This window comes from uncultured Modestobacter sp. (assembly GCF_947486615.1).
Lineage (GTDB): Bacteria > Actinomycetota > Actinomycetes > Mycobacteriales > Geodermatophilaceae > Modestobacter.
In genome coordinates this window covers 158,126-181,598 of the sequence record NZ_CANKUD010000008.1, presented here as the reverse complement: position 1 = coordinate 181,598, position 23,473 = coordinate 158,126, and the positions used below count along the sequence as shown (strand labels likewise).

At 73.6% G+C, this 23,473-nt stretch carries 20 protein-coding genes and 1 tRNA gene; 7 read left to right on the top strand and 14 right to left on the bottom strand.

Annotation, left to right across the window (positions count from 1 at the left end):
* Window positions 1-79: 79 nt before the first annotated feature.
* Entirely contained in the window at window positions 80-1,312 is a 1,233-nt protein-coding gene (hemW, locus tag Q1A09_RS15825; protein ID WP_299956778.1) for a radical SAM family heme chaperone HemW, read from the bottom strand.
* Window positions 1,313-1,351: 39 nt separating this feature from the next.
* On the opposite strand from hemW, the gene Q1A09_RS15820 reads away from it, so the two are divergent.
* Together Q1A09_RS15820 and Q1A09_RS15815 are read left to right on the top strand one after the other, a co-directional pair.
* Window positions 1,352-2,137, top strand: a complete 786-nt coding sequence (locus tag Q1A09_RS15820) for an enoyl-CoA hydratase-related protein (protein ID WP_299956775.1) — start codon at window positions 1,352-1,354, stop codon at window positions 2,135-2,137.
* A gap of 155 nt (window positions 2,138-2,292) precedes the next feature.
* Window positions 2,293-2,448: a hypothetical protein gene (locus Q1A09_RS15815; protein ID WP_299956772.1), complete on the top strand. Its 156-nt coding sequence runs from the start codon at window positions 2,293-2,295 to the stop codon at window positions 2,446-2,448.
* Between the two features lie 6 nt (window positions 2,449-2,454).
* On the opposite strand, the gene selB is transcribed toward Q1A09_RS15815, so the two are convergent.
* The 9 genes from selB to Q1A09_RS15770 form a co-directional block, all read right to left on the bottom strand.
* On the bottom strand, window positions 2,455-4,200 hold the full coding sequence (selB, locus tag Q1A09_RS15810) for a selenocysteine-specific translation elongation factor (protein WP_299956769.1): 1,746 nt from the start codon (window positions 4,198-4,200) through the stop codon (window positions 2,455-2,457).
* Window positions 4,191-5,501, bottom strand: coding sequence for an L-seryl-tRNA(Sec) selenium transferase (selA, locus tag Q1A09_RS15805; RefSeq protein WP_299956766.1), 1,311 nt, complete (start codon window positions 5,499-5,501; stop codon window positions 4,191-4,193). Before selA ends, selB begins: the two co-directional genes overlap by 10 nt.
* 59 nt (window positions 5,502-5,560) lie before the next feature.
* On the bottom strand, window positions 5,561-6,634 hold the full coding sequence (ugpC, locus tag Q1A09_RS15800; RefSeq protein WP_299956763.1) for an ABC transporter ATP-binding protein: 1,074 nt from the start codon (window positions 6,632-6,634) through the stop codon (window positions 5,561-5,563).
* Window positions 6,635-6,690: 56 nt separating this feature from the next.
* On the bottom strand, window positions 6,691-8,202 hold the full coding sequence (locus Q1A09_RS15795; protein ID WP_299956760.1) for an alpha-N-arabinofuranosidase: 1,512 nt from the start codon (window positions 8,200-8,202) through the stop codon (window positions 6,691-6,693).
* Between the two features lie 116 nt (window positions 8,203-8,318).
* Window positions 8,319-9,239 (bottom strand): carbohydrate ABC transporter permease, encoded by a 921-nt coding sequence (locus Q1A09_RS15790; RefSeq protein ID WP_299956757.1) that lies wholly within the window; start codon window positions 9,237-9,239, stop codon window positions 8,319-8,321.
* The gene (locus Q1A09_RS15785; RefSeq protein ID WP_299956754.1) at window positions 9,236-10,183 is read right to left on the bottom strand and encodes a carbohydrate ABC transporter permease; all 948 of its coding nucleotides are present in this window, start codon (window positions 10,181-10,183) and stop codon (window positions 9,236-9,238) included. The genes Q1A09_RS15790 and Q1A09_RS15785 overlap by 4 nt, the downstream gene beginning before the upstream one ends.
* Window positions 10,184-10,268: 85 nt before the next feature.
* On the bottom strand, window positions 10,269-11,624 hold the full coding sequence (locus Q1A09_RS15780; RefSeq protein WP_299956751.1) for an extracellular solute-binding protein: 1,356 nt from the start codon (window positions 11,622-11,624) through the stop codon (window positions 10,269-10,271).
* A 443-nt stretch (window positions 11,625-12,067) separates the two neighbouring features.
* Entirely contained in the window at window positions 12,068-13,066 is a 999-nt protein-coding gene (locus Q1A09_RS15775) for a LacI family DNA-binding transcriptional regulator (protein ID WP_299956748.1), read from the bottom strand.
* A 201-nt stretch (window positions 13,067-13,267) separates the two neighbouring features.
* A tRNA-OTHER gene (locus Q1A09_RS15770) sits at window positions 13,268-13,363 on the bottom strand.
* Between the two features lie 57 nt (window positions 13,364-13,420).
* Here Q1A09_RS15770 and selD point away from each other — a divergent pair.
* A complete protein-coding gene (gene selD / locus Q1A09_RS15765) occupies window positions 13,421-14,428 on the top strand; it encodes a selenide, water dikinase SelD (RefSeq protein WP_299956746.1) in 1,008 nt (335 codons plus the stop codon).
* Window positions 14,429-14,482: 54 nt separating this feature from the next.
* Window positions 14,483-15,448 (top strand): zinc-binding dehydrogenase, encoded by a 966-nt coding sequence (locus Q1A09_RS15760; RefSeq protein WP_299956743.1) that lies wholly within the window; start codon window positions 14,483-14,485, stop codon window positions 15,446-15,448.
* A 6-nt stretch (window positions 15,449-15,454) separates the two neighbouring features.
* Here the strand turns inward: Q1A09_RS15760 and Q1A09_RS15755 are convergent, their stop codons facing one another.
* Complete coding sequence (locus Q1A09_RS15755) at window positions 15,455-16,108, bottom strand: MOSC domain-containing protein (RefSeq protein WP_299956741.1); 654 nt, start codon at window positions 16,106-16,108, stop codon at window positions 15,455-15,457.
* Window positions 16,105-17,937 (bottom strand): translation elongation factor 4, encoded by a 1,833-nt coding sequence (gene lepA / locus Q1A09_RS15750; RefSeq protein ID WP_299956739.1) that lies wholly within the window; start codon window positions 17,935-17,937, stop codon window positions 16,105-16,107. Before lepA ends, Q1A09_RS15755 begins: the two co-directional genes overlap by 4 nt.
* A 76-nt stretch (window positions 17,938-18,013) precedes the next feature.
* On the opposite strand from lepA, the gene Q1A09_RS15745 reads away from it, so the two are divergent.
* Window positions 18,014-18,970: a phosphotransferase gene (locus tag Q1A09_RS15745; RefSeq protein WP_299956737.1), complete on the top strand. Its 957-nt coding sequence runs from the start codon at window positions 18,014-18,016 to the stop codon at window positions 18,968-18,970.
* A gap of 121 nt (window positions 18,971-19,091) precedes the next feature.
* Window positions 19,092-19,352, top strand: coding sequence for a 30S ribosomal protein S20 (rpsT, locus tag Q1A09_RS15740; protein WP_299956735.1), 261 nt, complete (start codon window positions 19,092-19,094; stop codon window positions 19,350-19,352).
* Window positions 19,353-19,548: 196 nt separating this feature from the next.
* On the opposite strand, the gene holA is transcribed toward rpsT, so the two are convergent.
* Together holA and Q1A09_RS15730 are read right to left on the bottom strand one after the other, a co-directional pair.
* The gene (gene holA, locus Q1A09_RS15735) at window positions 19,549-20,451 is read right to left on the bottom strand and encodes a DNA polymerase III subunit delta (RefSeq protein ID WP_299956944.1); all 903 of its coding nucleotides are present in this window, start codon (window positions 20,449-20,451) and stop codon (window positions 19,549-19,551) included.
* Window positions 20,378-22,264 (bottom strand): ComEC/Rec2 family competence protein, encoded by a 1,887-nt coding sequence (locus tag Q1A09_RS15730; RefSeq protein WP_299956733.1) that lies wholly within the window; start codon window positions 22,262-22,264, stop codon window positions 20,378-20,380. Before Q1A09_RS15730 ends, holA begins: the two co-directional genes overlap by 74 nt.
* A 141-nt stretch (window positions 22,265-22,405) precedes the next feature.
* On the opposite strand from Q1A09_RS15730, the gene Q1A09_RS15725 reads away from it, so the two are divergent.
* Entirely contained in the window at window positions 22,406-23,467 is a 1,062-nt protein-coding gene (locus Q1A09_RS15725; protein WP_299956731.1) for a hypothetical protein, read from the top strand.
* Window positions 23,468-23,473 lie beyond the last annotated feature (6 nt).

The window sequence follows — 23,473 nt, the reverse complement described above, 5'->3', positions numbered from 1 at the left end:
GAGCGGTGGGGGCAGCGGTCAGGCCCCGTCCCGAGGCTCGCCCCGAGCCTGCGAGGGGTGCGGAGGACGGGGTACTTCCTCAGTCGGTGAGGTCGCGGACGACGGCGTCGGCGAGCAGCCGGCCGCGGTCGGTGAGCACGGCGAGCCCGGCAGCGTGCGGCTCGGCCGCCAGCAGCCCCCGGACGACGGCCTCCGCCGCCCGAGCCCGCCCGACGTCGCTCAGCGCGGTCAGCGGCAGGCCGTCGCGCAGCCGCAGGCCGAGCATCACCCGCTCCAGCGCCTGGTCGTCCGCGGTCAGCAGCTCGGTGTCGGCGGCCGGGTGCAGGCCGGCGGCGAGGCGGTCGGCGTAGGCGGCCGGGTGCTTGACGTTCCACCAGCGCAGCCCGCCGACGTGCGAGTGCGCACCGGGCCCGATCCCCCACCAGTTGGCGTTGGCCCAGTACAGCTCGTTGTGCCGGCAGCGAGCCGCGCGGTCGCGGGCCCAGTTGGACACCTCGTACCAGCCCAGCCCGGCACCGCCGAACGCCCGGTCGGCCTGCTCGTAGCGGTCGGCGAGCACGTCGTCGTCCGGCATCGGCAGTTCGCCGCGGGTGACCCGGCGGGCCAGCCGGGTGCCCTGCTCCACGATGAGCGCGTAGGCGCTGACGTGGTCGACCGGCGCGGCCAGGACGGCGTCGAGCGAGGCCTGCCAGTCGGCGTCGGTCTCCCCCGGTGCGCCGTAGATCAGGTCGAGGTTGACGTGCTCGAACCCGGCGGCCCGGGCCTCGTGCGCGGCCTGCACCGCCCGGCCGGGGGTGTGCCGGCGGTCCAGCACGGCGAGCACGTGCTCGGCTGCGGACTGCATGCCCAGGCTGATCCGGGTGAAGCCGCCCTCCCGCAGCACGGCCAGCGACTCCGGCGTCACCGACTCGGGGTTGGCCTCGGTGGTCACCTCCATGTCCGGCGCCACCGGGAACAGCTCACGGACGGCGTCCAGCACGGCCACCAGGTCGTGCGCCGGCAGCAGAGTCGGAGTGCCGCCGCCGACGAAGACGGTCTGCACCGGCGGCCGGTCCGGGCCCAGCACCTCAGCGGCCAGCCGCAGCTCGGCGATCGCGGTGCCGGCGTACTCGCTGCGGTTGGCGCCGGGGCCCAGCTCGTCGGAGGTGTAGGTGTTGAAGTCGCAGTAGCCGCAGCGGGTCGCGCAGAACGGCACGTGCACGTAGAGCCCGAACGGCGTCGTCCCGACGGTGTCGCGGGCGGAGGCCGGGAGCATCGAGGGGTCCGCGGGCAGCGCCGGGGTCTGGCCGAGGAGAGGGAGGGTCGTGGTCATCGCTGCTCCCAGTGTGACGGCTCCCGGCAGGATGGCGGCGTGACCTCCGCGACCGATGACGCCCGCGTGCTCTCCGTCGAGGTGACCGCCGGCGTGGCCCGGCTGACCCTCGACTCCCCCGCCAACCGCAACGCCCTCTCCCGCGCCATGCGCGCCCAGCTGCGCACCGCTCTCACCGAGGCGCTCGCCGACGACGCCGTGCGGGTGGTGGTGCTCGACCACACCGGCCGGGTGTTCTGCTCCGGCATGGACCTCACCGAGGCCACCGGCGGCTCGGCGGCCGACCAGGGGGTCAACGAGTTCCCCGAGCTGCTGCGGCTGATCTGGGACGCGCCCAAGCCGGTGCTCGCCGCCGTCCGCGGCCCGGCTCGCGCCGGTGGGGTCGGCCTGGCCGCGGCCTGCGACGTGGTGGTGGCCGGGGCGAGCGCCACCTTCGCGTTCAGCGAGGTGCGGATCGGCGTCGTCCCGGCGGTGATCTCGGCGGTGTGCCGGCCGCGGATGCTGCCGCACGCCGTGCACCGGCTGATGCTCACCGGCGAGGTGTTCGACGCCGCGACCGCCGCCGCGGGCGGGCTGGTCGACCTGGCGGTACCGGACGACGAGGTGGACGCCACCGTCGCCGCGCAGGTCACCGCGCTGGCTGCCGGGGCACCGACCGCGCTGGCCGAGACCAAGCGGCTGCTGCGCTCGGGCACCGACCTGGCCGGGCAGTTCCCGGCGTTGCTGGAGCTGTCGGCGCGGTTCTTCGCCGGCGAAGAGGGCCAGGAGGGCATCGCCGCGTTCCGGGAGAAGCGCCCCGCCCGCTGGGTGCCCGCCGAGGAGTGACTCGGGACGCTGGTGCTCTGCGTCGTCCTCGCACGCAGAGCACCAGCGTCGCAGGACCACCGCCGATCGGCGCGCGCACTGCGTCGTCCTGGCGCGGACCGCCGCCGTCGCCGGAACGGGTACCGACCGGGGCTGCCCACCGGGACCATGGGCCCATGACCGAGGACGACCCACGCGCGCGGTACCGCCGCCTGCCCGAGCCGGTGCGACCGGAGGACGCCGTCGAGACCGAGGAGGCGTCCGCGCGCCGGGTCGTGGAGACCCCACCCGAGATCGCCCTGCGGATCATCGCCGGCGGCAGCTCCGGCTGACCCGGGTCAGCGCAGGCGGCGGGTGTTGTCCGGCTGGCGCACGGTGACCCCGCGGGCGTCCAGCCACTCGGCCAGCGGGACGGCGACCCGGCGGGTGGTGTCCCAGGCCCGGCGGGCCTCGCTCAACGTGAACGGCTGCGGCAGCGCGGCCAGCCGGGCGCGGGCCTGCTCGGCGACGCCAGGGGCCAGGTAGATGCCGTCGGCGATGCGCACCAGCTGCTCGTCGCGCACCGCCGCGGCCAGCTCCCGCGGCCCCAGCCCGGCGGCCACCAGGTCACCGGCCTCGGGTGCGGCGAACGGGGCGGCAGCCAGCCGCGCGCGGATCCCGTCGACCGCGCGCTGCACCTCCGGCGGCAGCGCCGCCGCCCCCGAGACCACCCGGCCGTCGCGCAGCGCCAGCGGCTCCCGGACGAGCGCGGGCACCAGCTCCACGTCGGGGAGCTCCAGCGCCGAGCGGAGCACCGCGGTCGGCGGGCCGGGCTCCAGCGGGCGCAGCTGCCGGTACCGGGCGACCACCTGCGGTACCCGGGCGGCCAGCTCGTCGGCCAGCCCGGGCGCGATCAACCACGGGCCGACCTCCGTCGTCCCGGCGGGCACCGGCCAGCCCATCGCCACGAAGTCCGTCCGTCGCACGAAGCGGCGGCGCCGCAGGTCGGCGAGCGCGCCCCCCTCCCCGGTGGGCTGCTCGGCCAGCTCGGCGGCGCGGGTGCGGGCGGCGCCGCGGCGGCGCAGCTCCGGCGGGTCGACGTCCCGGACGTCGGCGCCGAACACCCGGCGGGCGCCGGGGTCGCGCAACAACAGCCGGTCGCCGACCCGCACCGGCAGCTCGGTGGCCAGCCGTAGCCGCAGCGCTGCGCCGTCCAGCGGGCGCACCCGGGCGGCGACCGTGGCCGAGCCGATGTGCACCACCAGCTCCGCGGGCAGCTTCTCCTCCACCGGCCGCACCAGGGTGACGTCCAGGTCGGCGGTGCGGCGGAACGCCTCGGGGGTGAGCAGCGCGTCGCCGCGGGACAGCTCCTCGACCGCGACGCCGCGCAGGTTCAGCGCCACCCGAGCGGTCGCCCCCGCCGACTCGACCGGCTCACCCAGCGACTGCAGCCCGCGCACCGTCACGGCCCGCCCGGCCAGGTCCAGCCGGTCACCGGCCCACACCGTCCCGGCGGCCAGCGTCCCGGTGACGACCGTGCCGGCGCCGCGGATGCTGAAGGCCCGGTCGACCCACAGCCGCACCGGCGCGGCCGGGTCGGGCGCCGGCAGGCCGGCGAGCACCTGTTCCAGCGCGGCGGAGAGCTCCGGCAGCCCGGCGCCGGTGCGGGCGCTGACCGCGACCGCCGGCACCCGGCCCAGCGAGGTGCCGGCCAGCCGCTCGGCCGCGTCGGCGAGCACCGGGCCTGCGTCGGCGAGGTCGGCCTTGGTGACCGCGAGCAGCCCGTGCCGCACCCCGAGGGCGTCCAGCACCGCGACGTGCTCCTCGGTCTGCGCCGACCAGCCGTCGTCGGCGGCGACCACGACCAGCGCGGTGGGCACCGAGCCGACGCCGGCGAGCATGTTGCCGACGAACCGCTCGTGCCCGGGGACGTCGACCACGGCCACCCGCCGGCCCGAGGGCAACGTCGTCCAGGCGAACCCCAGGTCGATGGTCAGCCCGCGCCGGCGCTCCTCCTCCCAGCGGTCCGGCTCCATCCCGGTGAGCGCCCGCACCAGCGTCGACTTGCCGTGGTCGACGTGGCCGGCGGTGGCGATCACGTCCACCGGTCGGCCACCTCCCGCACCGCGGCGACCAGGCGGGCGTCGTCGTCCGGGGCCAGGCTGCGCAGGTCGAGCAGCGTCCGGCCGCTCTCCAGGTAGCCGACCACCGGCCGGCTGCCGCGCCGCAGCGGCTCGGCGAACCGGGCGTCCAGGGCCACGGCCGCGCTGGGCAGCTCGAACTCCGGCGCCCCTCCCCCGCCGACCCGCGCGGTGGCCGGCACCGCCTCCGCCGCGACGCCTGCGGTTCGCAGCGCCTCGGCCACCGCGGCGGCCCGGGACCGCAACCCGGTCAGGTCGGCGTCCAGCATCGCGCGCACCGGCGGCACCGGGCCGCGCAGCGTCGCCTCCAGCGCCGCCAACGTCGTCTTGTCCACTCGCAGCGCGCGGTACAGCGGGTGCCGGCGCAGCCGCTGCACCAGGTCGGCGCGGCCCAGCACGATGCCGGCCTGCGGCCCGCCGAGCAGCTTGTCGCCGCTGCACAGCACCAGGTCCGCCCCGGCGGCCAGCGTGGTCTGCAGGTCGGGCTCGTCGGGCAGCAGCGGGTGCGGGCGCAGCAGGCCGCTGCCCACGTCGGCCACCAACGGCACGCCGGTGCCGGCCAGCGCCGGGGCGAGCTCGGCGACGTCCACGGCGCGGGTGAACCCCCGGACGACGAAGTTCGACGGGTGCACCTTGAGCACCGCGCCGGTGTCCGGGCCCAGCGCCGCGGTGTAGTCGGCCAGCGCCGCCCGGTTCGTCGTGCCGACCTCGCGCAGCCGCGCACCGGTGGAGACCAGCAGCTCCGGGATCCGGAACCCGTCGCCGATCTCGACGAGCTCGCCGCGGGCGATGACCAGCTCACCACCGAACGCCGTCGCCACCAGCGCGAGCGCCGCGGCGCAGTTGTTCACCACGATCGCGGCCTCGGCGGCGGGGACGGCCGCCAGCAGCGCGTCGAGCGCTCCGGCCCCGCGCGGCCCGCGACGTCCGGTGCCCAGGTCGAGCTCGACGTCGGTGGTGCCGCTGGCCGCCACCACCGCGTCGACGGCGGCGGCGGACAGCGGGGCCCGGCCGAGGTTGGTGTGCACCAGCACCCCGGTGGCGTTGAGCACCGGCGACAGGCTGCTGGCGGTGCCCGGCAGCTCGCGCAGCACGGTCGCCACGACGTCGTCCGGGCCGAGCCCGCCGTCCCGGACCCGTTGCTGCACCGACTGGACGGCGGCCTTGACCAGGTCCCTCCCCAGCCGGGCGACGGCGGCGGCGACCTCGGGTTCGGCGAGCACGGCATCGGTCCGCGGCACCGCGCGGCGGGGATCGGTGGTCATCTCGTCACCCAGCCTAGGGCGGCGTCGCGGGGCCGGTCCGGGCCCGGCCCCGCGTGCGGTCAGGCGGCCAGCCGCGTCCCGTCGGCCCCGAACAGGTGCACCCGCTCTGCCTGCGGCGCGACGTGCACGACCGTGTCCCGCCGGGGCGGGCGCCGGCCGTCCACCCGCACGGTGATCGTGCGGTCCTCCCCGCCCTGCTCGGTCCGGCCGTAGACGTAGGCGTCGGCGCCCAGCTCCTCGACCACGTCGACGTGCACCGCGATCCCGTGGTCGGCGAGCGTCAGGTCCTCCGGTCGGACGCCGAGGGTCACCGCACTCCCGGCGACCTGACCCAGCACGGCTCGCCGGACCGGGACGACCAGGTCGCCGAAGCGCACCCCGCCGTCGCTGACCGGCAGCTCGAACAGGTTCATCGCCGGGGACCCGATGAACCCGGCGACGAAGACGTTCGCCGGCCGGTCGTACAGCACCCCGGGCGCGTCGCACTGCTGCAGGACGCCGTCCTTGAGCACCGCGACCCGGTCGCCCATGGTCATGGCCTCGACCTGGTCGTGGGTGACGTAGACGGTGGTGATGCCCAGCCGGCGCTGCAGCGAGGCGATCTGGGTGCGGGTCTGCACGCGCAGCTTGGCGTCGAGGTTGGACAGCGGCTCGTCCATCAGGAAGACCTGGGGCTTGCGGACGATCGCCCGGCCCATCGCGACGCGCTGGCGCTGACCACCGGAGAGGGCCTTGGGCTTGCGGTCCAGGTAGGGCTCCAGGTCCAGCAGCTTGGCCGCCTCGACGACCCGCTCCCGGCGCTCCTCCTTGCCCATCCCGGCGATCTTCAGCGCGAAGCCCATGTTGTCCGCGACGCTCATGTGCGGGTACAGGGCGTAGTTCTGGAACACCATCGCGATGTCCCGGTCCTTGGGTGGCATGTCGGTGACGTCGCGGCCGCCGATGCGGATCGCGCCCTCGGTGACGTCCTCCAGGCCGGCGAGCATCCGCAGCGACGTCGACTTGCCGCACCCGGAGGGGCCGACGAGGGCGAGGAACTCCCCGTCGGCCACCTCCAGTTCCAGCGAGTCGACCGCCCGGCGGTCGGCCCCGGCGTAGGCACACGTTGCTCGGTCGAAGGTGACGGTCGCCATCGGGCGCTCCCCTGGTGGTGGTGGATCCGGTGGATGGGGGTGGTGGTGCGGGTGGCTCAGCCGAGGGAGATCGCCGTCCAGGAGACCGGCGGCAGCTCCACGGTGAGCGAGCCGTTCTCCAGCAGGACGCTCTTGTTCTCGGCCGGGGTGATCCGGCTGGGCTCGGCCAGCGTGTTGGCTGCGTAGGGGTCCCCGTCGTGCAGCGTGTGGCTCTCCAGGACCTGGACGCCGGCCAGGGCAGCGGCGTCGACGGTCACCGTCACCGGGCCCTCGATGGCCCGGTTGACCAGGAACAGTGCGGTCCGGCCGGTCTCCGGGTCGTGGGTGGCCACCGCGTCCACGACCGGGACGTCACCGTGCTGGGACGTGCGGTAGGTGTCGCACGCCAGCTCCACCCGCAGGGCGTTGCCCCGGGCCAGCCGGGAGGTGAGCGCGAACGGGAAGAACGTCGTCTGCCGCCAGGCCGGGCCCCCCGGCTCGGTCATGATCGGCGCGATCACGTTCACCAGCTGCGCGAGGCTCGCCGAGGTCACCCGGTCGGCGTGCTTGAGCAGCGAGATCAGCAGGCTGCCGACCACCACGGCGTCGGCGACGGAGTAGACGTCCTCCAGCAGCCGGGGGGCGTAGGGCCACTGCTCGATGTCGGTGATCTGGTCCTCGCTGTGGAAGCGCTCCTGGTACCAGACGTTCCACTCGTCGAAGGAGATGTCGATCGTCTTCTCGCTGCGCAGCACCGCCTTGACGTGGTCGGCGGTGGCGACGACGGACTCGATGAAGCGGTCCATGTCCACCGCCGAGGCCAGGAAGCCGGCCAGGTCGCCGTCCTTCTCGGCGTAGTAGGCGTGGCAGGAGATGTAGTCGACGTCGGCGTAGGTGTGCTCGAGGACCGTCCGCTCCCAGGCGCCGAACGTGGGCATCGCCGAGTTGGAGCTGCCGCACACGACCAGCTGCACCGAGGGGTCCAGCTGACGCATGGCCTTGGCGGTCTGGCTGGCGAGCTTGCCGTAGTCCTCGGCGCTGCGGTGCCCGAGCTGCCAGGGGCCGTCCATCTCGTTGCCCAGGCACCACATCCGGACGCCGAAGGGCTCCGGCGTGCCGTCGGCGGCCCGCTGGTCCGACAGGGCCGAGCCGGACCGGACGTTGCTGTACTCCAGCAGGTCCAGCGCCTCCTGGACGCCGCGGGTGCCGAGGTTGACCGCCAGCATCAGCTCGCTGCCGGCCTTGTCGTTCCAGCGGGCGAACTCGTGCAGACCCACCTGGTTGGTCTCCACCGAGTGCCAGGCCAGGTCCAGCCGGCGGGGCCGGGACTCCCGCGGGCCGACGCCGTCCTCCCAGCGGTAGCCGGAGACGAAGTTGCCGCCCGGGTAGCGGATCGTCGAGACCCCCAGCTCGCGGACGAGGTCCAGGACGTCGGTCCGGAAGCCGTCCTCGTCGGCGGCCGGGTGGCCCGGCTCGTAGATGCCGTCGTAGACACATCGGCCCAGGTGCTCGACGAAGGAGCCGAAGACCCGACGGTGGACGGCGCCGACGGTGAAGCGCGGGTCGAGGGTGAGGCGTGCGGAGGGCATGGGGGAACTCCTCGAGAGCGCCGCGGAGCCGCGGTCGCGTGGGTGGGGTGGGGACGGCTCCGGCGTCGTGGGCCGGTCCGGCCTGGACGGCCCGCTCTGTGAGCGGGCGCCGCTCGCTACTTGAGGCTGCCGATGGACAGCCCGCCCTGCCAGTAGCGCTGGAGGCCGAGGAAGGCGGCGATCAGCGGGAGGATCGAGACCAGCGAACCGACGATGATCAGGGTGTAGAGCGAGACCCCGCCGCCGTTGTTGGCACCGGCCAGGCCCTGCCAGAGGTTGATGCCGACGGTCACCGGGAACAGCTGGGAGTCCGAGAGCACGGCCAGCGGCAGGAAGTAGTTGTTCCAGGTGCCCACGACCGACAGCAGCAGCACGGTCACCACCGCCGGGCGCATGAGCGGCAGCGCCACCTGCCGGAACACCCGGAACTCCCCGGCGCCGTCCATCCGGGCGGCGTCCAGCAGTTCGTCGGGGACGGCGTCGGCGCAGTAGACCCGCATCAGGTAGACGCCGAACGGGCTCAGCATCGACGGCAGGATCACCGCCCACACCGTGTTGGTCATCCCGACCTCCGACAGCATCACGAAGGTGGGGATCACCAGGGCCGTCATCGGCACCATCACCGCGCCCAGCAGCAGCGCGAAGGTCACCCGCCGGCCCGGGAAGTCGAACTTGGCGAAGGCGTAGCCGGCCAGGACCGCCAGGACGGTGGCCCCGACTCCCCCGCCGATGGCGTAGAGCAGCGAGTTGCCCAGCCAGCGGAGGTAGATGCCGTCGTTGTAGGTGAACAGCGTCCTGAGGTTGTCGAGCAGGTGGAAGCCGTCACCGAACCAGAGGGCGCCGTTGGGCGAGTTGAACAACCCGCCGCCGCTCTTGGTGCTCGCCACCAGCAGGAACCACAGCGGGAGCACGAAGTACAGGACCAGGAACGCCAGGAACACGTGCGAGGTCCAGGCGCGCCGGCCCCGGCGGCGGGGGGTGCCGGCCGCGCCGACCGGCGGGGCGTCGACGTCGGCGGTACGGGTCAGGACGCTCACTTGAGGAACCCCCCACGCTTGCGGGTCAGGAAGAGGAACAGGTAGACGCCGATGAAGACGACGATGCCCAGCGCGAAGGAGATGGCGGAGGCGTAGTTGAACTGCGCGAAGCGGAACGCGAGGTTGAACGCGTAGACGTTCGGCGTGATGTCGGTGCTGATCGCCCCGTTGGAGATCGGGGTCAGGACCTGGGGTTCGGTGAAGAACTGCAGCGTGCCGATCAGCGAGAACACCAGGATGAGGATCAACGCCGAGCTGATCATCGGGACCTTGAGGCGCAGCGCGATCTGCCGGGAGCTGGCGCCGTCGATCCGGGCCGCCTCGTAGACGGCCGGGTCGATGCCCTGCAGGGCGGCGTAGATGATGATCATGTAGTAGCCGGCCCACTGCCAGGTGACCACGTTGGTGAACCCGTAGAAGAGGTTGTCCGGGCTGAGCAGGAACGGCGCCCCGTCGCCGAAGAGCTGCTCCAGCGGCCCGAAGTTGGGGCTGTACAGGAAGCCCCACATCACCGCGCCGATCACCGCGGGGATCGCGTACGGCACGAAGATCATCAGCCGGGAGAACCGGGCGAACCGGCTGGTCACCGAGTCCAGCACCAGCGCCGCGGCCAGCGCGACGAGGATCTGCACCGGGATGACCACCAGCGAGAACCGGATGACGAACCAGACGCCGCTCAGGAAGGCGGGGTCGGTGAAGGCGCGGGTGTAGTTGTCCAGCCCGGCGAACCGCTCACCAGTGGCCAGCCCCTTGGTGAAGAGGCTGAGGTAGAAGGCGTACAGCAGCGGTGTCACCAGGAAGAGCAGGAACACCACGGCGAAGGGGGCGAGGAACGCCCACCCGATGAGGCCCTGGGCCCGGCCGCGGCGTTGCCGTCGGCTGCGTGCGGGGGCCGGGTCCGCGGCCGGGGCCTGCGGCCGCGGCGCCGTGTCCAGCGTTGCCATTGCGGTCTCGCTCTCGTGCGCAGGGAGGAGGGGTGGCCCCGGGAGCGGGTCGCGCTCCCGGGGCCCGGACGGCCGGCCGGGCAGCTCAGTCGAGCGTGAAGCCCTGCTGGGTCGCGTACGTCTCCATCTCCGCCTGCAGGTCGTCCAGCGCCTCGGAGCCGGTCTTCTCCCCGGCGTTGATCGCGGCGATCTCCTCGGTGAACTGGGCGTAGAACGTCGTGCCGAAGGGGCTGTAGGTCGACCCCTCGTAGGCCTCGGCGGCCGGGATGTAGACGTCCCGGTTCGCGGTCTGGCCGGAGAAGAACTCCGACTCGTTGTCGATGAACTCCTGCGAGCTGAGCACCGACTGGTTGAGCGGGAAGATCGTCTGGCTGGTCCACCCGTCGGTCAGCGAGGCCTCGTCGGCGTAGAGCTCCTTGGCCACCTGCGCGGCCAGCTCGGGCTGCTCCGACTGGCTGGTGACCGAGAACACCGAGCCACCCCAGTTCACCGACACCGGGTTGGCCGGGTCCCACTGCGGCAGCGGTGCCACCGCCCAGTTGCCGGCGTCCTCACCCTCGCCGGCCCCTGCGCCGGTCAGGTAGCCCGGAGCCCAGGCGGCGGAGATGTAGGTGGCGTAGTCCCCGCGGATCGCACCGGCGATGTAGTCGGTGGTGAACTGGTCCTGGGTGCCGACCAGGCCGTCGCGCACCAGGCCGGCCCAGTAGTCGAGGACCTCCTTGCCCTCCGGGCTGTTGAGGTCGATCTCCAGCTGCGTCGGGTCGCCGGAGTCGTAGACCCACGGCTCGGCGCCGTTCTGCTGCATGAGCGCGACCGTGGGGGCCGGCACGTTGGCCGGGAAGTCGCCCATCAGCGGGCCTCCGGCGGCCTTGAGCGCCTCGCCCGCGGCCCGGTACTCCTCCCAGGTCGTGGGCGGGGTGATGCCGTACTGCTCGAAGACGTCCGTGCGGTACATCATCGCCATCGGCCCGCCGTCGACCGGGATGCCGTAGACGGCGTCACCGCTGGAGACGTCCCGCCAGGCGCCCTCGCCGAAGTTCCCCTGGACCTCGTCGGCCCCGTACTGGGTCAGGTCGACGAGCGCCTCCTGCAGCGCGAAGACCGGGACGGTGTCGGTCTCCAGCATGATCACGTCCGGCGCCCCGGTGCCCGCGGAGACCGCCGTCTGGAAGCGGGCGTACTCGTCGGCACCCTGGCCGGCGTTGGTCAGGCAGACCTGGACGTCGTCGTGCAGCTCGTTGAAGTCCTCCACGACCGTCTTGGCGTTGGGGTACCAGGACCACACCGAGACGACGGGCGCCTCGGTCTCGGCGATCGGGACGCTGCAGTTGCCCGCGTCCGCGCTGGCGGTGTCGCCGCCCCCGCCGCCGCCACCGCAGGCGGAGAGCGAGGCCATGACGGTGCCGGCGCCGATGGCGGTGGTGAGGAGTCTGTTCTTCACGGTGCTCCCTCTCGGAGTGACGCCCACTGACGTCGTCGTCGTGGGGTGGTGCGGTGGTGCGGTGGAGCGGTCGTGCGGCGTGGGACGGCGCGCCGGGTGCGAGGTGCCGATCGGCGCCCCGGTGCGGCCGTCCGGCGGGGACGGCGGTGCGCCGGGCACCCACCGGAGCACCGCCGTCGCCCCGGTCGGGGCGAGCGGCGCGCGGGCCATCCCGTCCGCCGTCGGGCGACGGCGACGAGGACGACCCTCAGGCCCAGCGTGTGCGCTGGAGCACTTTTACAACGTTGTGAAACGAGATACTGCTCACCGGCTCAGAGGCTGTCAAGCACCCGCGACCGAGTCGTGACCAAGCCGCCGGGACCCCCGTGCGGGTGCCCACCGAGGCCCCTGCGCAGCGGCGCTCAGCCGGCGCGAGGGAGGCGGTCGCAGCCGTCCGGCAGGGCTCAGCTGGACTCGCGTTCCACCAGCGACCAGCCGACCTCGACGTGCTGCACCGGCAGGTCACGGTCGGCGATCCGCCGGGCCAGCGTCTCCACCGCACGATCGGCGATCTCCCGCCGTCCCGGGTCGATCGTGGTCAGTGACGGCTGGGAGTACTGGCCGTCGTCGGTGTTGTCGAAGCCGACGACCGCGACGTCCTCGGGCACCCGCCGGCCGGCGGCCAGCAGCGCGTGCATCGCGCCCAGGGCCAAGGTGTCGTTGAAGGCGAAGACGGCGTCGAACTCCGCACCGGAGTCCAGCAGCTGGTGCGCGGCCTCGGCCCCCTGGTGCCGGTGCCAGAGCTGGGCCACCCCGAGCAACCGCTCGTCGAGCGGGACCCCGGCCTCCTCAAGCGCCTCGCGATAGCCCCGGAACCGCAGACCGGCGGATCCGATGACCTCGCCGGGGTGGTACCCCACCACCGCGATGCGCCGGCGCCCGCGCTCGAGCAGGTACCGGGTCGCACCCCGCGCCGCCTCGACGTTCTGGATCATCACGTGGTCGACCGACGGGTGGAACAGCCGCTCCCCCAGCAGCACCAGCGGGACACCGATCTCCAGCAGTCCGGCGTCCTCCTCCCCCATCCCCAGCGGGCTGAACAGCAGCCCGTCCACCATCCGCAGCCGGTTGCTGGACAACAGGTCGACCTCGCGCCGCCGGTCCCGGTTGGTCTGCTCGATGAGCACCACCAGCCCCCGCCGCTCGGCCGCCCGGATCACCTCGTCGGCCAGCTCGGCGAAGTAGGGCAGGCGCAGCTCGGGCACCGCCAGGCTGATGGCGTCGCTGCGCCCGGAGCGGAGGCTGCGGGCGGAGAGGTTGGGCTGGTAACCGAGCTGCTCGATCGCCGCCTGGACGCGTTGCCGGGTGCTCGGCCGCACGTGCGGGTAGTCGTTCACGACGTTCGACACCGTCTTGAAGGAGACCCCGGCGAGCCGGGCCACGTCGTGCAGGGTGGCGGCCACCGGACCTCCTCCGCTCGTGGGTCGACGGGCCACCGGTCACGGCGGGGCGGGCACACGTCCGCCGTCCCATCGGCAGCGTGCCACAGCGGGCCCGTGTCCGAGGACCACCAGGGCCGATGCCCGCGCCCGGGGTCGCGCTGTGCACCGAGGGCGGCGCCGGACCGGCCGGCCAGGTCTCGAGGACCTGGCCGGCCGGGGAGCTGGCGGAGGCGGACGGGAATCGAACCCGCCTGGCCGAGATGCTCGGCCACGTCGGCTTTAGAGGCCGCGGGGGCCACCAGACACCCTGACGCCTCCACCACCGAGCCTACGCAGGCGGCGCACCCCCGGCCCGGGCACCTAGATTGGTCCGACGTGACCACCAGCACCGCTCCCGTCCGGCTCACCCAGTACGCGCACGGCGGCGGCTGCGCCTGCAAGATCCCGCCCGGCGAGCTGGAGGCGGTGGTCGCCGGCCTGACCCACACCGGCCCCCGCGACCCGGCGGCCGAGCTGGTCGTCGGCCTGGACGACGGGGACGACGCCGCCGTGGTGCGGATCGCCGGCGGGCAGGGGCTGGTGCTCACGACCGACTTCTTCACCCCCGTGGTCGACGACGCGTACACCTTCGGCCGGATCGCCGCGGCCAACGCGCTCTCCGACGTCTACGCCATGGGCGGCACGCCGGTGATGGCGGTCAACCTGCTGGGCTGGCCGCGGGACGTGCTGCCCGCGGAACTGGCCGCCGAGGTGCTGCGCGGCGGCCTGGAGGTCGCGCACGAGGCCGGCTGCCACGTCGGTGGCGGCCACTCCATCGACGACCCGGAGCCCAAGTACGGCATGGCGGTCACCGGCCTCGTCGATCTCGACCGGCTGATCCGCAACGACGCCGCCACCCCCGGGACGCCGCTGTCGCTGACCAAGCCGCTGGGCGTGGGCGTGCTCAACAGCCGGCACAAGAACACCGGCGAGGTGTCCGCGGAGGCGGTCGCCTCGATGACGTCGCTGAACGCGGAGGCCTCGATCGCCGCCGTCGCCGCGGGCATCCGGGCCGGCACCGACGTCACCGGGTTCGGCTTGCTCGGCCACCTCTACAAGATGGCCCGGGCCAGCGGGGTGACCGCAGTGGTCGACGCCGCCGCCGTCCCGTACCTGGCCGGGGCGCGGCAGGCGCTGGCCGACGGCTGGGTCTCCGGCGGCACCCGGCGCAACCTCGACTGGGTGCGGCCGCACGCCGACCTGTCGGCGGTCAGCGAGGACGAGGCGCTGCTGCTGGCCGATGCTCAGACCTCCGGCGGGCTGCTGCTCGGCGGCGAGGTGCCCGGCGCCCCGGTGATCGGTGAGTTCGTCGCCCAGCAGGAGCACGCCGTCGTCGTCCGGTGAGCCCGCGGCGTGACCCACGTCGCTGCCGCCGGCCGGCTCGGTTACGTTGCGGACATGCTGGCTGCCTTCGTCTCCACCCCTGCCCCGAAGGACCCGCTCTCCGTGCTGGAGGTGGGCGACCGCCCCGAACCGGACGCGCCCGAGGGCTGGACGACGGTGCAGGTGAAGGCCGCCTCGCTCAACCACCACGACCTGTTCAGCCTGCGCGGCGTGGGCCTGCCGGCCGAGCGGATGCCGATGACCCTGGGCTGCGACGCGGCCGGCGTCGACGAGGACGGCAACGAGGTCGTCGTGCACGCGGTCATCTCCTCCCCCGGCTGGACCGGCGACGAGACGATGGACCCCAAGCGCTCGCTGCTCTCGGAGGTGCACCAGGGCACGCTGGCCGAGCGGGTCGCCGTCCCCCGGCGCAACCTGGTGCCCAAGCCCGCCGAGCTCTCCTTCGCCGAGGCCGCCTGCCTGCCCACCGCGTGGCTGACCGCCTACCGGATGCTCTTCGTCCGCTCCGGCCTGCGGCCCGGGTCGACGGTGCTGGTGCAGGGCGCCAGCGGTGGCGTCGCGACCGCGCTGGTCACGCTGGGCCGCGCGGCCGGCTACCGGATGTGGGTCACCGGCCGCAGCGAGGAGAAGCGGACGGCGGCGCTCGCGCTCGGCGCGGACCAGGCGTTCGAGTCCGGCGCCCGACTGCCCGAGCGGGTGGACGGCGTGATGGAGACCGTCGGTGAGGCCACCTGGAGCCACAGCATCAAGTCGCTCAAGCCCGGCGGCGTCGTCGTCACCTGTGGCGCGACCAGCGGGTTCAACCCGGGCGCGGAGCTGAACCGAGTGTTCTTCACCCAGCTCTCGGTGATCGGCTCCACGATGGGCACCCGCGACGAGCTCGACGACCTCATCCAGATGTGCCGGATCACCGGGGTGCGCCCGGTGATCGACGTCGAGCTGCCGCTGAGCCAGGCCCGGGACGGCTTCGAGCGCATGCTCGAGGGCCGCACCGCCGGGAAGATCGTCTTCACCGTCTGACGGCGGTCAGGCCTGGGCGAGCCGCTTCTCGATCTTGGCGGTCAGCACCGGCCGGTCCTTCTCCGCCAGGAACGGCAGGATCGGGGTCAGCTCGGGCAGCCGGGCCTTCTCGGTCATCACGATCCGGAAGGCCGTCTCGACGGTGATCCCGTGGTCGGGCCGGGAGACCACCGTGACGGCGTCCCCCGCGCCGATCTCGCCGGTCTCCAGCACCCGGAGGTAGGCACCCGTGGCACCGTGCGCGGCGAACCGCTTCACCAGGTCGGGGACGCCCCAGAAGCGGGCGAAGTTGGCGCACGGGGTGCGCCAGGCGGTCACCTCGAACCGCGCCGTCCCGGCCTGCCACTGCTCGCCGATCACGGCGTTGCGCAGGTCGAGCCCGGTGGTGCGCAGGTTCTCGCCGAACCGGCCGGGCGGCAGCTCGCGGTCGAGCTCGGCCGCCCACCAGTCGGCGTCGACCTGGGCGTAGGCGTAGACCGCCTGCCCCTCGCCGCCGTGGTGCTTCTTGTTGACCTGGACGTCGCCGTCCAGGCCGAGCGGGTGGACGGCGACCCGGCCGGTGACCGGTCGCTTGTCGATGCCGGAGCGGTTCGGGCGCTTGTCGGGCAGCGGCAGCAGCTCGCTGCCGGAGACGCAGACCGCCTCGACCCGGCCGTTCACTTGGGCTTGGCGGCGGTCGACTCGTTGGTGGAGAGCGCGGCGACGAACGCCTCCTGGGGGACCTCGACGCGGCCGACCATCTTCATCCGCTTCTTGCCCTCCTTCTGCTTCTCCAGCAGCTTGCGCTTGCGGGTGATGTCACCGCCGTAGCACTTGGCCAGCACGTCCTTGCGGATGGCGCGCACCGTCTCGCGGGCGATCACCCGGGAGCCGACGGCCGCCTGGATCGGCACCTCGAACTGCTGACGCGGGATCAGCTCGCGCAGCTTGCCGGCCATCAGGACGCCGTAGCTGTAGGCCTTGTCGGTGTGCACGATCGCGGAGAACGCGTCGACGGCCTCGCCCTGGAGCAGGATGTCCACCTTGACCAGCTTGGACTGCTGCTCGCCCGCCTCCTGGTAGTCCAGGCTGGCGTAGCCGCGGGTGCGCGACTTCAGCGCGTCGAAGAAGTCGAAGATGATCTCGCCGAGCGGCAGCGTGTAGCGCAGCTCCACCCGGGTCTCGGAGAGGTAGTCCATCCCGGTCAGCGACCCGCGGCGGCTCTGGCAGAGCTCCATGATCGCGCCGGTGTAGTCGCTGGGCGCGATGATCGTGGCGTTGACGATCGGCTCGAAGACCTTGTCGATCTTCCCCTCCGGCCAGTCGCTGGGGTTGGTGACGACGACCTCGGACTGGTCCTCCATCACCACCCGGTAGACGACGTTCGGCGCGGTCGAGATGAGCGAGAGCCCGCCCTCGCGCTCCAGCCGCTCCCGGACGATCTCCAGGTGCAGCAGGCCCAGGAAGCCGACCCGGAAGCCGAAGCCCAGCGCCGCCGACGTCTCCGGCTCGTAGACCAGGGCGGCGTCGTTGAGCAGCAGCTTGTCCAGCGACTCGCGCAGCAGCTGGTACTCGCTGCCGTCGATCGGGTAGAGCCCGGAGTAGACCATCGGCTTGGGGTCGCTGTACCCGCCGATCGGCTCGGCGGCCGGCTTGTGCTGCAGGGTCACGGTGTCACCGACGCGGGACTGCCGGACGTCCTTCACCCCGGTGATGAAGTAGCCGACCTCGCCGACCCCGAGCCCCTCGACCGGCTTGGGCTCCGGGGCGATGACGCCGATCTCCAGCAGCTCGTGCACCGCGCCGGTGGACATCATCTTGATCCGCTCGCGGCCGCTGATCCGGCCGTCGACCACGCGGACGTAGGTGATCACCCCGCGGTAGATGTCGTAGACGGAGTCGAAGATCATCGCCCGGGCGGGGCCGTCGGCGTCACCGACCGGGGCCGGGATCTTCGCCACGATCTGGTCGAGCAGCTCCGGCACGCCGACACCGGTCTTGCCGCTGACCCGCAGCACGTCGTCGGGGTCGCAGCCGATGATGCCGGCGATCTCCGCGGCGAACTTCTCCGGCTGGGCGGCCGGCAGGTCGATCTTGTTGAGCACCGGGATGATCGTCAGGTCGTTCTCGATCGCCAGGTAGAGGTTCGCCAGCGTCTGCGCCTCGATCCCCTGCGCGGCGTCGACCAGCAGCACCGCACCCTCGCAGGCGGCCAGCGACCGGGACACCTCGTAGGTGAAGTCGACGTGCCCGGGGGTGTCGATCATGTCGAGGACGAAGTCCTCGCCGCCGACCGTCCAGGGCAGGCGGACGTTCTGCGACTTGATGGTGATGCCGCGTTCGCGCTCGATGTCCATCCGGTCGAGGTACTGGGCGCGCATCTGGCGCCCCTCGACGATGCCGGTCACCTCGAGCATCCGGTCGGCCAGCGTCGACTTGCCGTGGTCGATGTGGGCGATGATGCAGAAGTTCCGGATCCGGGCGGGATCGGTGGCAGCAGGAGTCGTCACAGTGCCGCCATCGTCCCACGTCCGCGCCCCGGGTAAAGCGATTGCCCGGGCGGACACCGTCGCCCACCGTGAACCGGTGACCGTCCCCGGCAGTCCCCGCCTCCCCTACGACCGGCTCCCCGCTGCGCTGCGGACGGCGATCGACGCGGCGCTCGGCTCCCCGGTGGTCTCCGTGTCGCCCCGCACCGGCGGCTTCTCCCCGGGCCCGGCCGCCGTCGTGACCTGCGCCGACGGCAGCCGGGCGTTCGTGAAGGCCGTCGGGACGACGCTGAACCCGGACACCCCCGGCCTGGTGCGCGCCGAGGCCGCGGTGACCGCGGAGCTGCCGGCGTCGGTGCCCGCACCCGGCCACCGGGCGTTCCTCGAGTGGGCCCAGGGCGACGACCAGTGGGTCGCCCTGGTCCTCGACGCCGTGGACGCCGACTCCCCTCCGCTGCCCTGGACGCCGCGCACCGCGGCCGCCGTCGTCGACGGGCTCACCGAGCTGGCCCGGACCAGCACGCCCTGCCCGGTCGCCGGGCTGCCCACCGTCGCCGAGCGGCTCGGCCGGTCGCTGTCGGCCTGGGCGGAGCTCGCCACCGAGCCGCCGACCGACCTCGACCCCTGGGAGGCCGCTCATCTGGACTGGCTCGGGGCCGTGCCGGAACGGCTGGCCGCCGCCGGCTGGCTCGGTGGCGACACCTTGGTGCACAACGACCTGCGGGCGGACAACATGCTGCTCGCCCCCGACGGCACCGTGACCTTCGTGGACTGGGCGTGGGCGGCCCGCGGCGCGGACTGGGTGGACACCGTGCTGTTCGCCTTCGACGCCGCCACCCAGGGCGGGGTGGACCCGGAGTGGCTGCTCGACCGCTCCCCGCTCGCCGCGGCGGCCGACCCCGCGGTGGTCACCGACCTGGTGGCGGCGATGACCGGCATGTGGGCGTACGGCATGCGCCAGCCGGCGCCGCCGGGGCTCCCCACGCTGCGGGCCTTCCAGCGGCGTTTCCACGAGGCCGCGCTGGCCTGGACGGTGCGACGGGTGAGCGGGTGATCGCGGGTTGGGTCACTGGAGGGGAGCTGGTATCTTGTGAGGCCGGTCCGCAGTGCGCTGTGCTGCGCCGCGGACGCACTGTCAGAAGTACACCTCCCTGCGACACATCCGAGGCTCACGCGTGGCGAACATCAAGTCCCAGATCAAGCGGATCAAGACCAACGAGATCGCGCGCAAGCGCAACGTCGCGGTCAAGTCCGCCCTGAAGACGCAGGTGCGGCGTTTCCGCACGGCCGCCGACGCCGGGGACAAGGACGCGGCGACCGCCGCCCTCGTGACCGCCTCGAAGGCCCTGGACAAGGCTGCCAGCAAGGGCGTCATCCACAAGAACCAGGCCGCGAACCGCAAGTCGGCGCTGGCCAAGAAGGTCGCCAGCCTCTGAGCTGCGCACCCGCTCTGCGACGAGCCCCCTCCCTGCCGGGAGGGGGCTCGTCGCGTTCCGGGGGGTCTGCTGACGGGGCCGTCAGCGGCCGGTTCGCGCCGGTCGGAGTCGGGCCGTCGTCGGGAGCTGCGCTCCTGACCTCCCTGCCGGGGGGGCGCCCCGGGGGCGTTGCGTCCTGCGGGTCGGTCGACCGACGTCAGCGGGAGGTGCGTGCGCGGCCGCCGGCGCCGGCGGCGCGGATGGCGACGATGCGGCGCACCGCCCGCTCCAGCGCGTAGTCGGCGCTGGCCGCGGCGCCCTTGACGTCGGCGTTGAGCTCGGCCGCGACGCCGATCGCCTGCTGCAGCGCGTCGATGCTCCAGCCCCGGGCCTGCGCCTGGGCCTTCTTCACCTTCCACGGCGGCAGCTTGAGCTGGCGGGCCAGGTCGCCGATGTTCGTGGTGTTCAGCGACGCCACCCGGGCCGCGGTGCGCACCCCGTCGGCCAGCGCGTCGGCGATCAGCACGTGCGCCACCCCTCGGTCCAGTGCCCACCGGAGCATCTCCACCGACCCGGCGGTGTCACCCACCAGCACGCGCTCGGCGACGCTGAAGCCGGTGACCTCGGCCTGACCGCGGTGGAACCGGGCCACCGCATCGGCGTCGATGACCCCACCGAAGTCGGAGACCAGCTGGCTCGCCGCGGCCGACAGCCCGCGCAGGTCGTTGCCCACCGCGTCCAGCAGCGCCGTGACGGCGTCGGGCGTGATCTTCCCACCGGCGTGCCGGACCTCGTTGCGCACGAAGGCGACCCGCTCCCCCGCGGAGCTGATCTTCGGGCAGTCGTCGACCGCTGCCCCGGCGCTCTTGAACGCCTTCAGCAGCGCCTCGTTCCGCTTGCCGCCGTTGTGCACGACGACCAGCGTCAGCTCGGGGTCCGGGTCCTTGGTGTAGCTGACCAGGGAGTCGGCCAGCGCGGCCGCCGACTCCTGCACCCCGGTGACCACGACCAGCCGGTGGCCACCGAACAGCGAGGGGGCGAGCACGTCAGCCAGCTGCCCGACCGGCAGCCCGGCGGCGGCGAGCTCGTGCTCCTCGCTGTCGGGGTGGCGCTCGCGCACCGCGGCCCGCACGGCCGAGACCGCGCGGGCGCGCAGCAGCTCCTCCTCGCCGGCCACGATGCGGAGCCGGGAGGTCGGGGCAGGGGGCTGTGCGGGCACGCGGCCATGCTGCCACGCGGTGCCGACCGGACCGGCCCACCACCGGCGCCCGCCACCGACCGGGTGCGGCCCGTGCGGGCAGCCGGGTCGCTGCGGCTGCTGCGTGCGTCCGGACCGGTACGCCGGGTCCGTGCTCCTGGGTGTCCGGTGGCGCGGCCGTGGCACGCAGCGCCTCGTCCCGGCCACGCACGGCCACGCCCCAGTCCCCCGCGCTGCCGCTGACCGCGACGTCGCCGTCCCGGTCGGTGCGGTAGACGCGCATGCCGGCCAGCATGTCCAGCAGCCGGTCGGCGGGATGACCGTAGGTGTTGTCCGCGCCCACCGAGATCAGCGCCACGACGGCCCCGGTGGCCGACAGGAATCCCGGGTCGGCGTCCGCGCTGCCGTGGTGCGGCACCTTGACCACGTCGGCGGTCAGGTCGACGCCGGAGGCCACCAGCCGCGCCTCCGCCTCGGCGCCCAGGTCACCGGTGAGCAGCACCCGCAGCCCGCGCTGGGTGGCCCGGAGCACCAGGCTCAGGTCGTTGGGCTCGCCACCTGGCACCGCGAGCGCCGGGTCGGGCGCCAGCGCCTCGAACCCGGCGGTGCCCACCGTCCGCCGGTCACCGGGTCGCAGGACGACGTGCTCGGCCCCCGCTGCCGCCACGGCCGCGTCGAGGGCAGGGCGCCGCTCGTCGGTGGGGGTGAGCGTCCCGGTCGCCACCTCGCCGACCTCCCGGCCGGTCAGTGCGCCGGTCAGGCCGCCCACGTGGTCGGCGTCCAGGTGGGAGAGGACGACCAGCGGCAGCCGGTCGACCCCCAGCCGGTCCAGGCAGCCGTCGACCAGCGCCGGGTCCGGGCCGGCGTCCACCAGCACCGCCTCGCCCGGCCCGGTCGGCAGCACCAGCGCATCACCCTGACCGATGTCGCAGGCGACGACGACGGTGTCCGGCACCGGCCACCCCCGGGTCGCCTGGCGCAGCGGCCAGCCGACCGCCACGATCCCGACCAGCGCCGCCAGGGCCAGCGGGCGCAACCGTGGCCAGCGCAGCAGCGCCCAGGCGCCTGCCGCGAGCACCGCGGTGAGCAGCAGGGCACCGGGCAACCCGGTGGGCCAGCCGGTGACGCCGTCCGGCACCGCCGCGGCGCGCTCGGCGATCAGCACCAGCCAACGGACGGGCCACCCGGCCAGCCAGGTGAGCGCGTCGGCCGGACCCGGGGCAAGCGGTGAGAGCAGCGCGGCCAGCAGCCCGAGCACGGTGGCCGGGGCCACCGCCGGTGCCGCCAGCAGGTTGGCCGGCAGCGAGACGATGCTGACCACGCCGGACAGCGCGGCGATCAGTGGTGCGGTCACCAGCCCGGCGGCCGCGCTCACCGCCAGGGCGTCGGCCACCGGCCCCGGGGTGCCCCGGTGGCGCAACGCCCGCGACCAGCCCGGCGCGAGCAGCACGATCGCCGCCGTCGCCGCGACCGAGAGCACGAAGCCGCCGTCGACGGCCAGCGTCGGCGCCAGCAGGAGCAGCACGACCACGCTCGCGGCCAGCGCCGGGACGGCCGCCCGCGCCCGGCCCGACGCCAGCGCCAGCAGCGCCACCCCGCCCATCACCGCGGCCCGCAGCACGCTGGCGCCGGGCCGGACCAGGACGACGAACCCGATGACCGCCAGGCCGCCCACCACCGCCTGCACCCGACGATCGGCACCGCGCGCTCGCAGCGGCCAGAGCACCAGCGCCACGACGATCGCGACGTTCGCACCCGTCAGTGTCAGTTAGACACAGGGCACACGATCTGCCAACGGTGCGGGTCACGGCATCATTGCAGCTCAGGACGCCATCAGTGCGTTTGTCGGGGGTGAGCGATACGGTTGGGTCCGCAAGTGGCCCGGTCTGAGGCCGCACCAAGGATCGGAGTAGTCCTGGCCGCCCGTCACTCCCTCGTCGGCTTCCGGTTCACCATCGAGGACCGGTACGGGCGGAAGGCCAAGCGGCAGAAGTATCCGCTGGCCGCCCTGCCGCTGACCCCGTCCCAGGACACCCTGATGGCGGTCAGCGCCTACTTCGAGTCCTTCGACCAGAAGCTGGACTCGCACAAGGACATCTACTTCGGCGAAGTCGCCGGGATCGAGCGGCGGGGGCGCACCATCGGGGCCACCATGACCGCTGGCCGTGGGGGCCTCTCATCCACCCTGAGTGACCCCGCTGCGCCGCACGAACCGCACTTCCGCCGGGAGCCCCGGCATGTGGAGCGGGTGGCGATCAGGCAGCTGGTCGTCGTCCCCGAGAACAGCGTCGTCGGGTACTGGATCGTGGAGGCCGTGGGCCTACGTACCCTCAGCCAGGTCTACCGCGACAGGTTCCGGCGCGCCTTCACGGGCCGCTGGTCCCGGCTGTCCCCCAAGTTCGAGCCCATCGTGCACGCCGAGGCATGGGACCAGTACGAGGAGGACGACAGCGTCGAGGTCGAGGAGGTCCGGTTCGTCCGCAGCCGTGTGACACCCGACCGCGCGGAGGCACTAGGCGTCGGGGACGTCAAGGGCGAGTACATCGAGATCATGCAGTCCGTTGTCCCGCGCAAGGGCAGCTGGCTGAAGTCGGTGCGCGAAGCCAACTACCGCCGCAACGACAGCGGCGTCCTTGAGCCGCGCAGCGAGGATCTGACAGAGGTCTCTGCCAGAGTGCGTATCGGCGGCCGGGAGACCGACGTCATCATCGACCGGGAGAAGCCGGTCGGCATGCGCATCCTCCTCGGTGACGAGGGGGACGGTCGCCCGACGGACACCTACTTCTACAGCCGGGCGCGCGAGTGGGTCCTCGAGCTGGCGAAGCGCGATGATGTGCTCCTGCCCGCCGGTTGGGCCAAGGACGAGTGGGATCACGACCCGGAGTTCGGGCGACTGGGGGCGGACAGTGATTCATCTGATCAGGGCACTGACCAGTAAGATCAG

Coding starts and splice junctions, on each gene's coding strand:
- hemW (WP_299956778.1), bottom strand. CDS start 1,312: ATGACCACGACCCTCCCTCTCCTCGGCCAGACCCCGGCGCTGCCCGCG.
- Q1A09_RS15815 (WP_299956772.1), top strand. CDS start 2,293: ATGACCGAGGACGACCCACGCGCGCGGTACCGCCGCCTGCCCGAGCCG.
- selA (WP_299956766.1), bottom strand. CDS start 5,501: ATGACCACCGATCCCCGCCGCGCGGTGCCGCGGACCGATGCCGTGCTC.
- ugpC (WP_299956763.1), bottom strand. CDS start 6,634: ATGGCGACCGTCACCTTCGACCGAGCAACGTGTGCCTACGCCGGGGCC.
- Q1A09_RS15795 (WP_299956760.1), bottom strand. CDS start 8,202: ATGCCCTCCGCACGCCTCACCCTCGACCCGCGCTTCACCGTCGGCGCC.
- Q1A09_RS15785 (WP_299956754.1), bottom strand. CDS start 10,183: ATGGCAACGCTGGACACGGCGCCGCGGCCGCAGGCCCCGGCCGCGGAC.
- Q1A09_RS15760 (WP_299956743.1), top strand. CDS start 14,483: ATGCTGGCTGCCTTCGTCTCCACCCCTGCCCCGAAGGACCCGCTCTCC.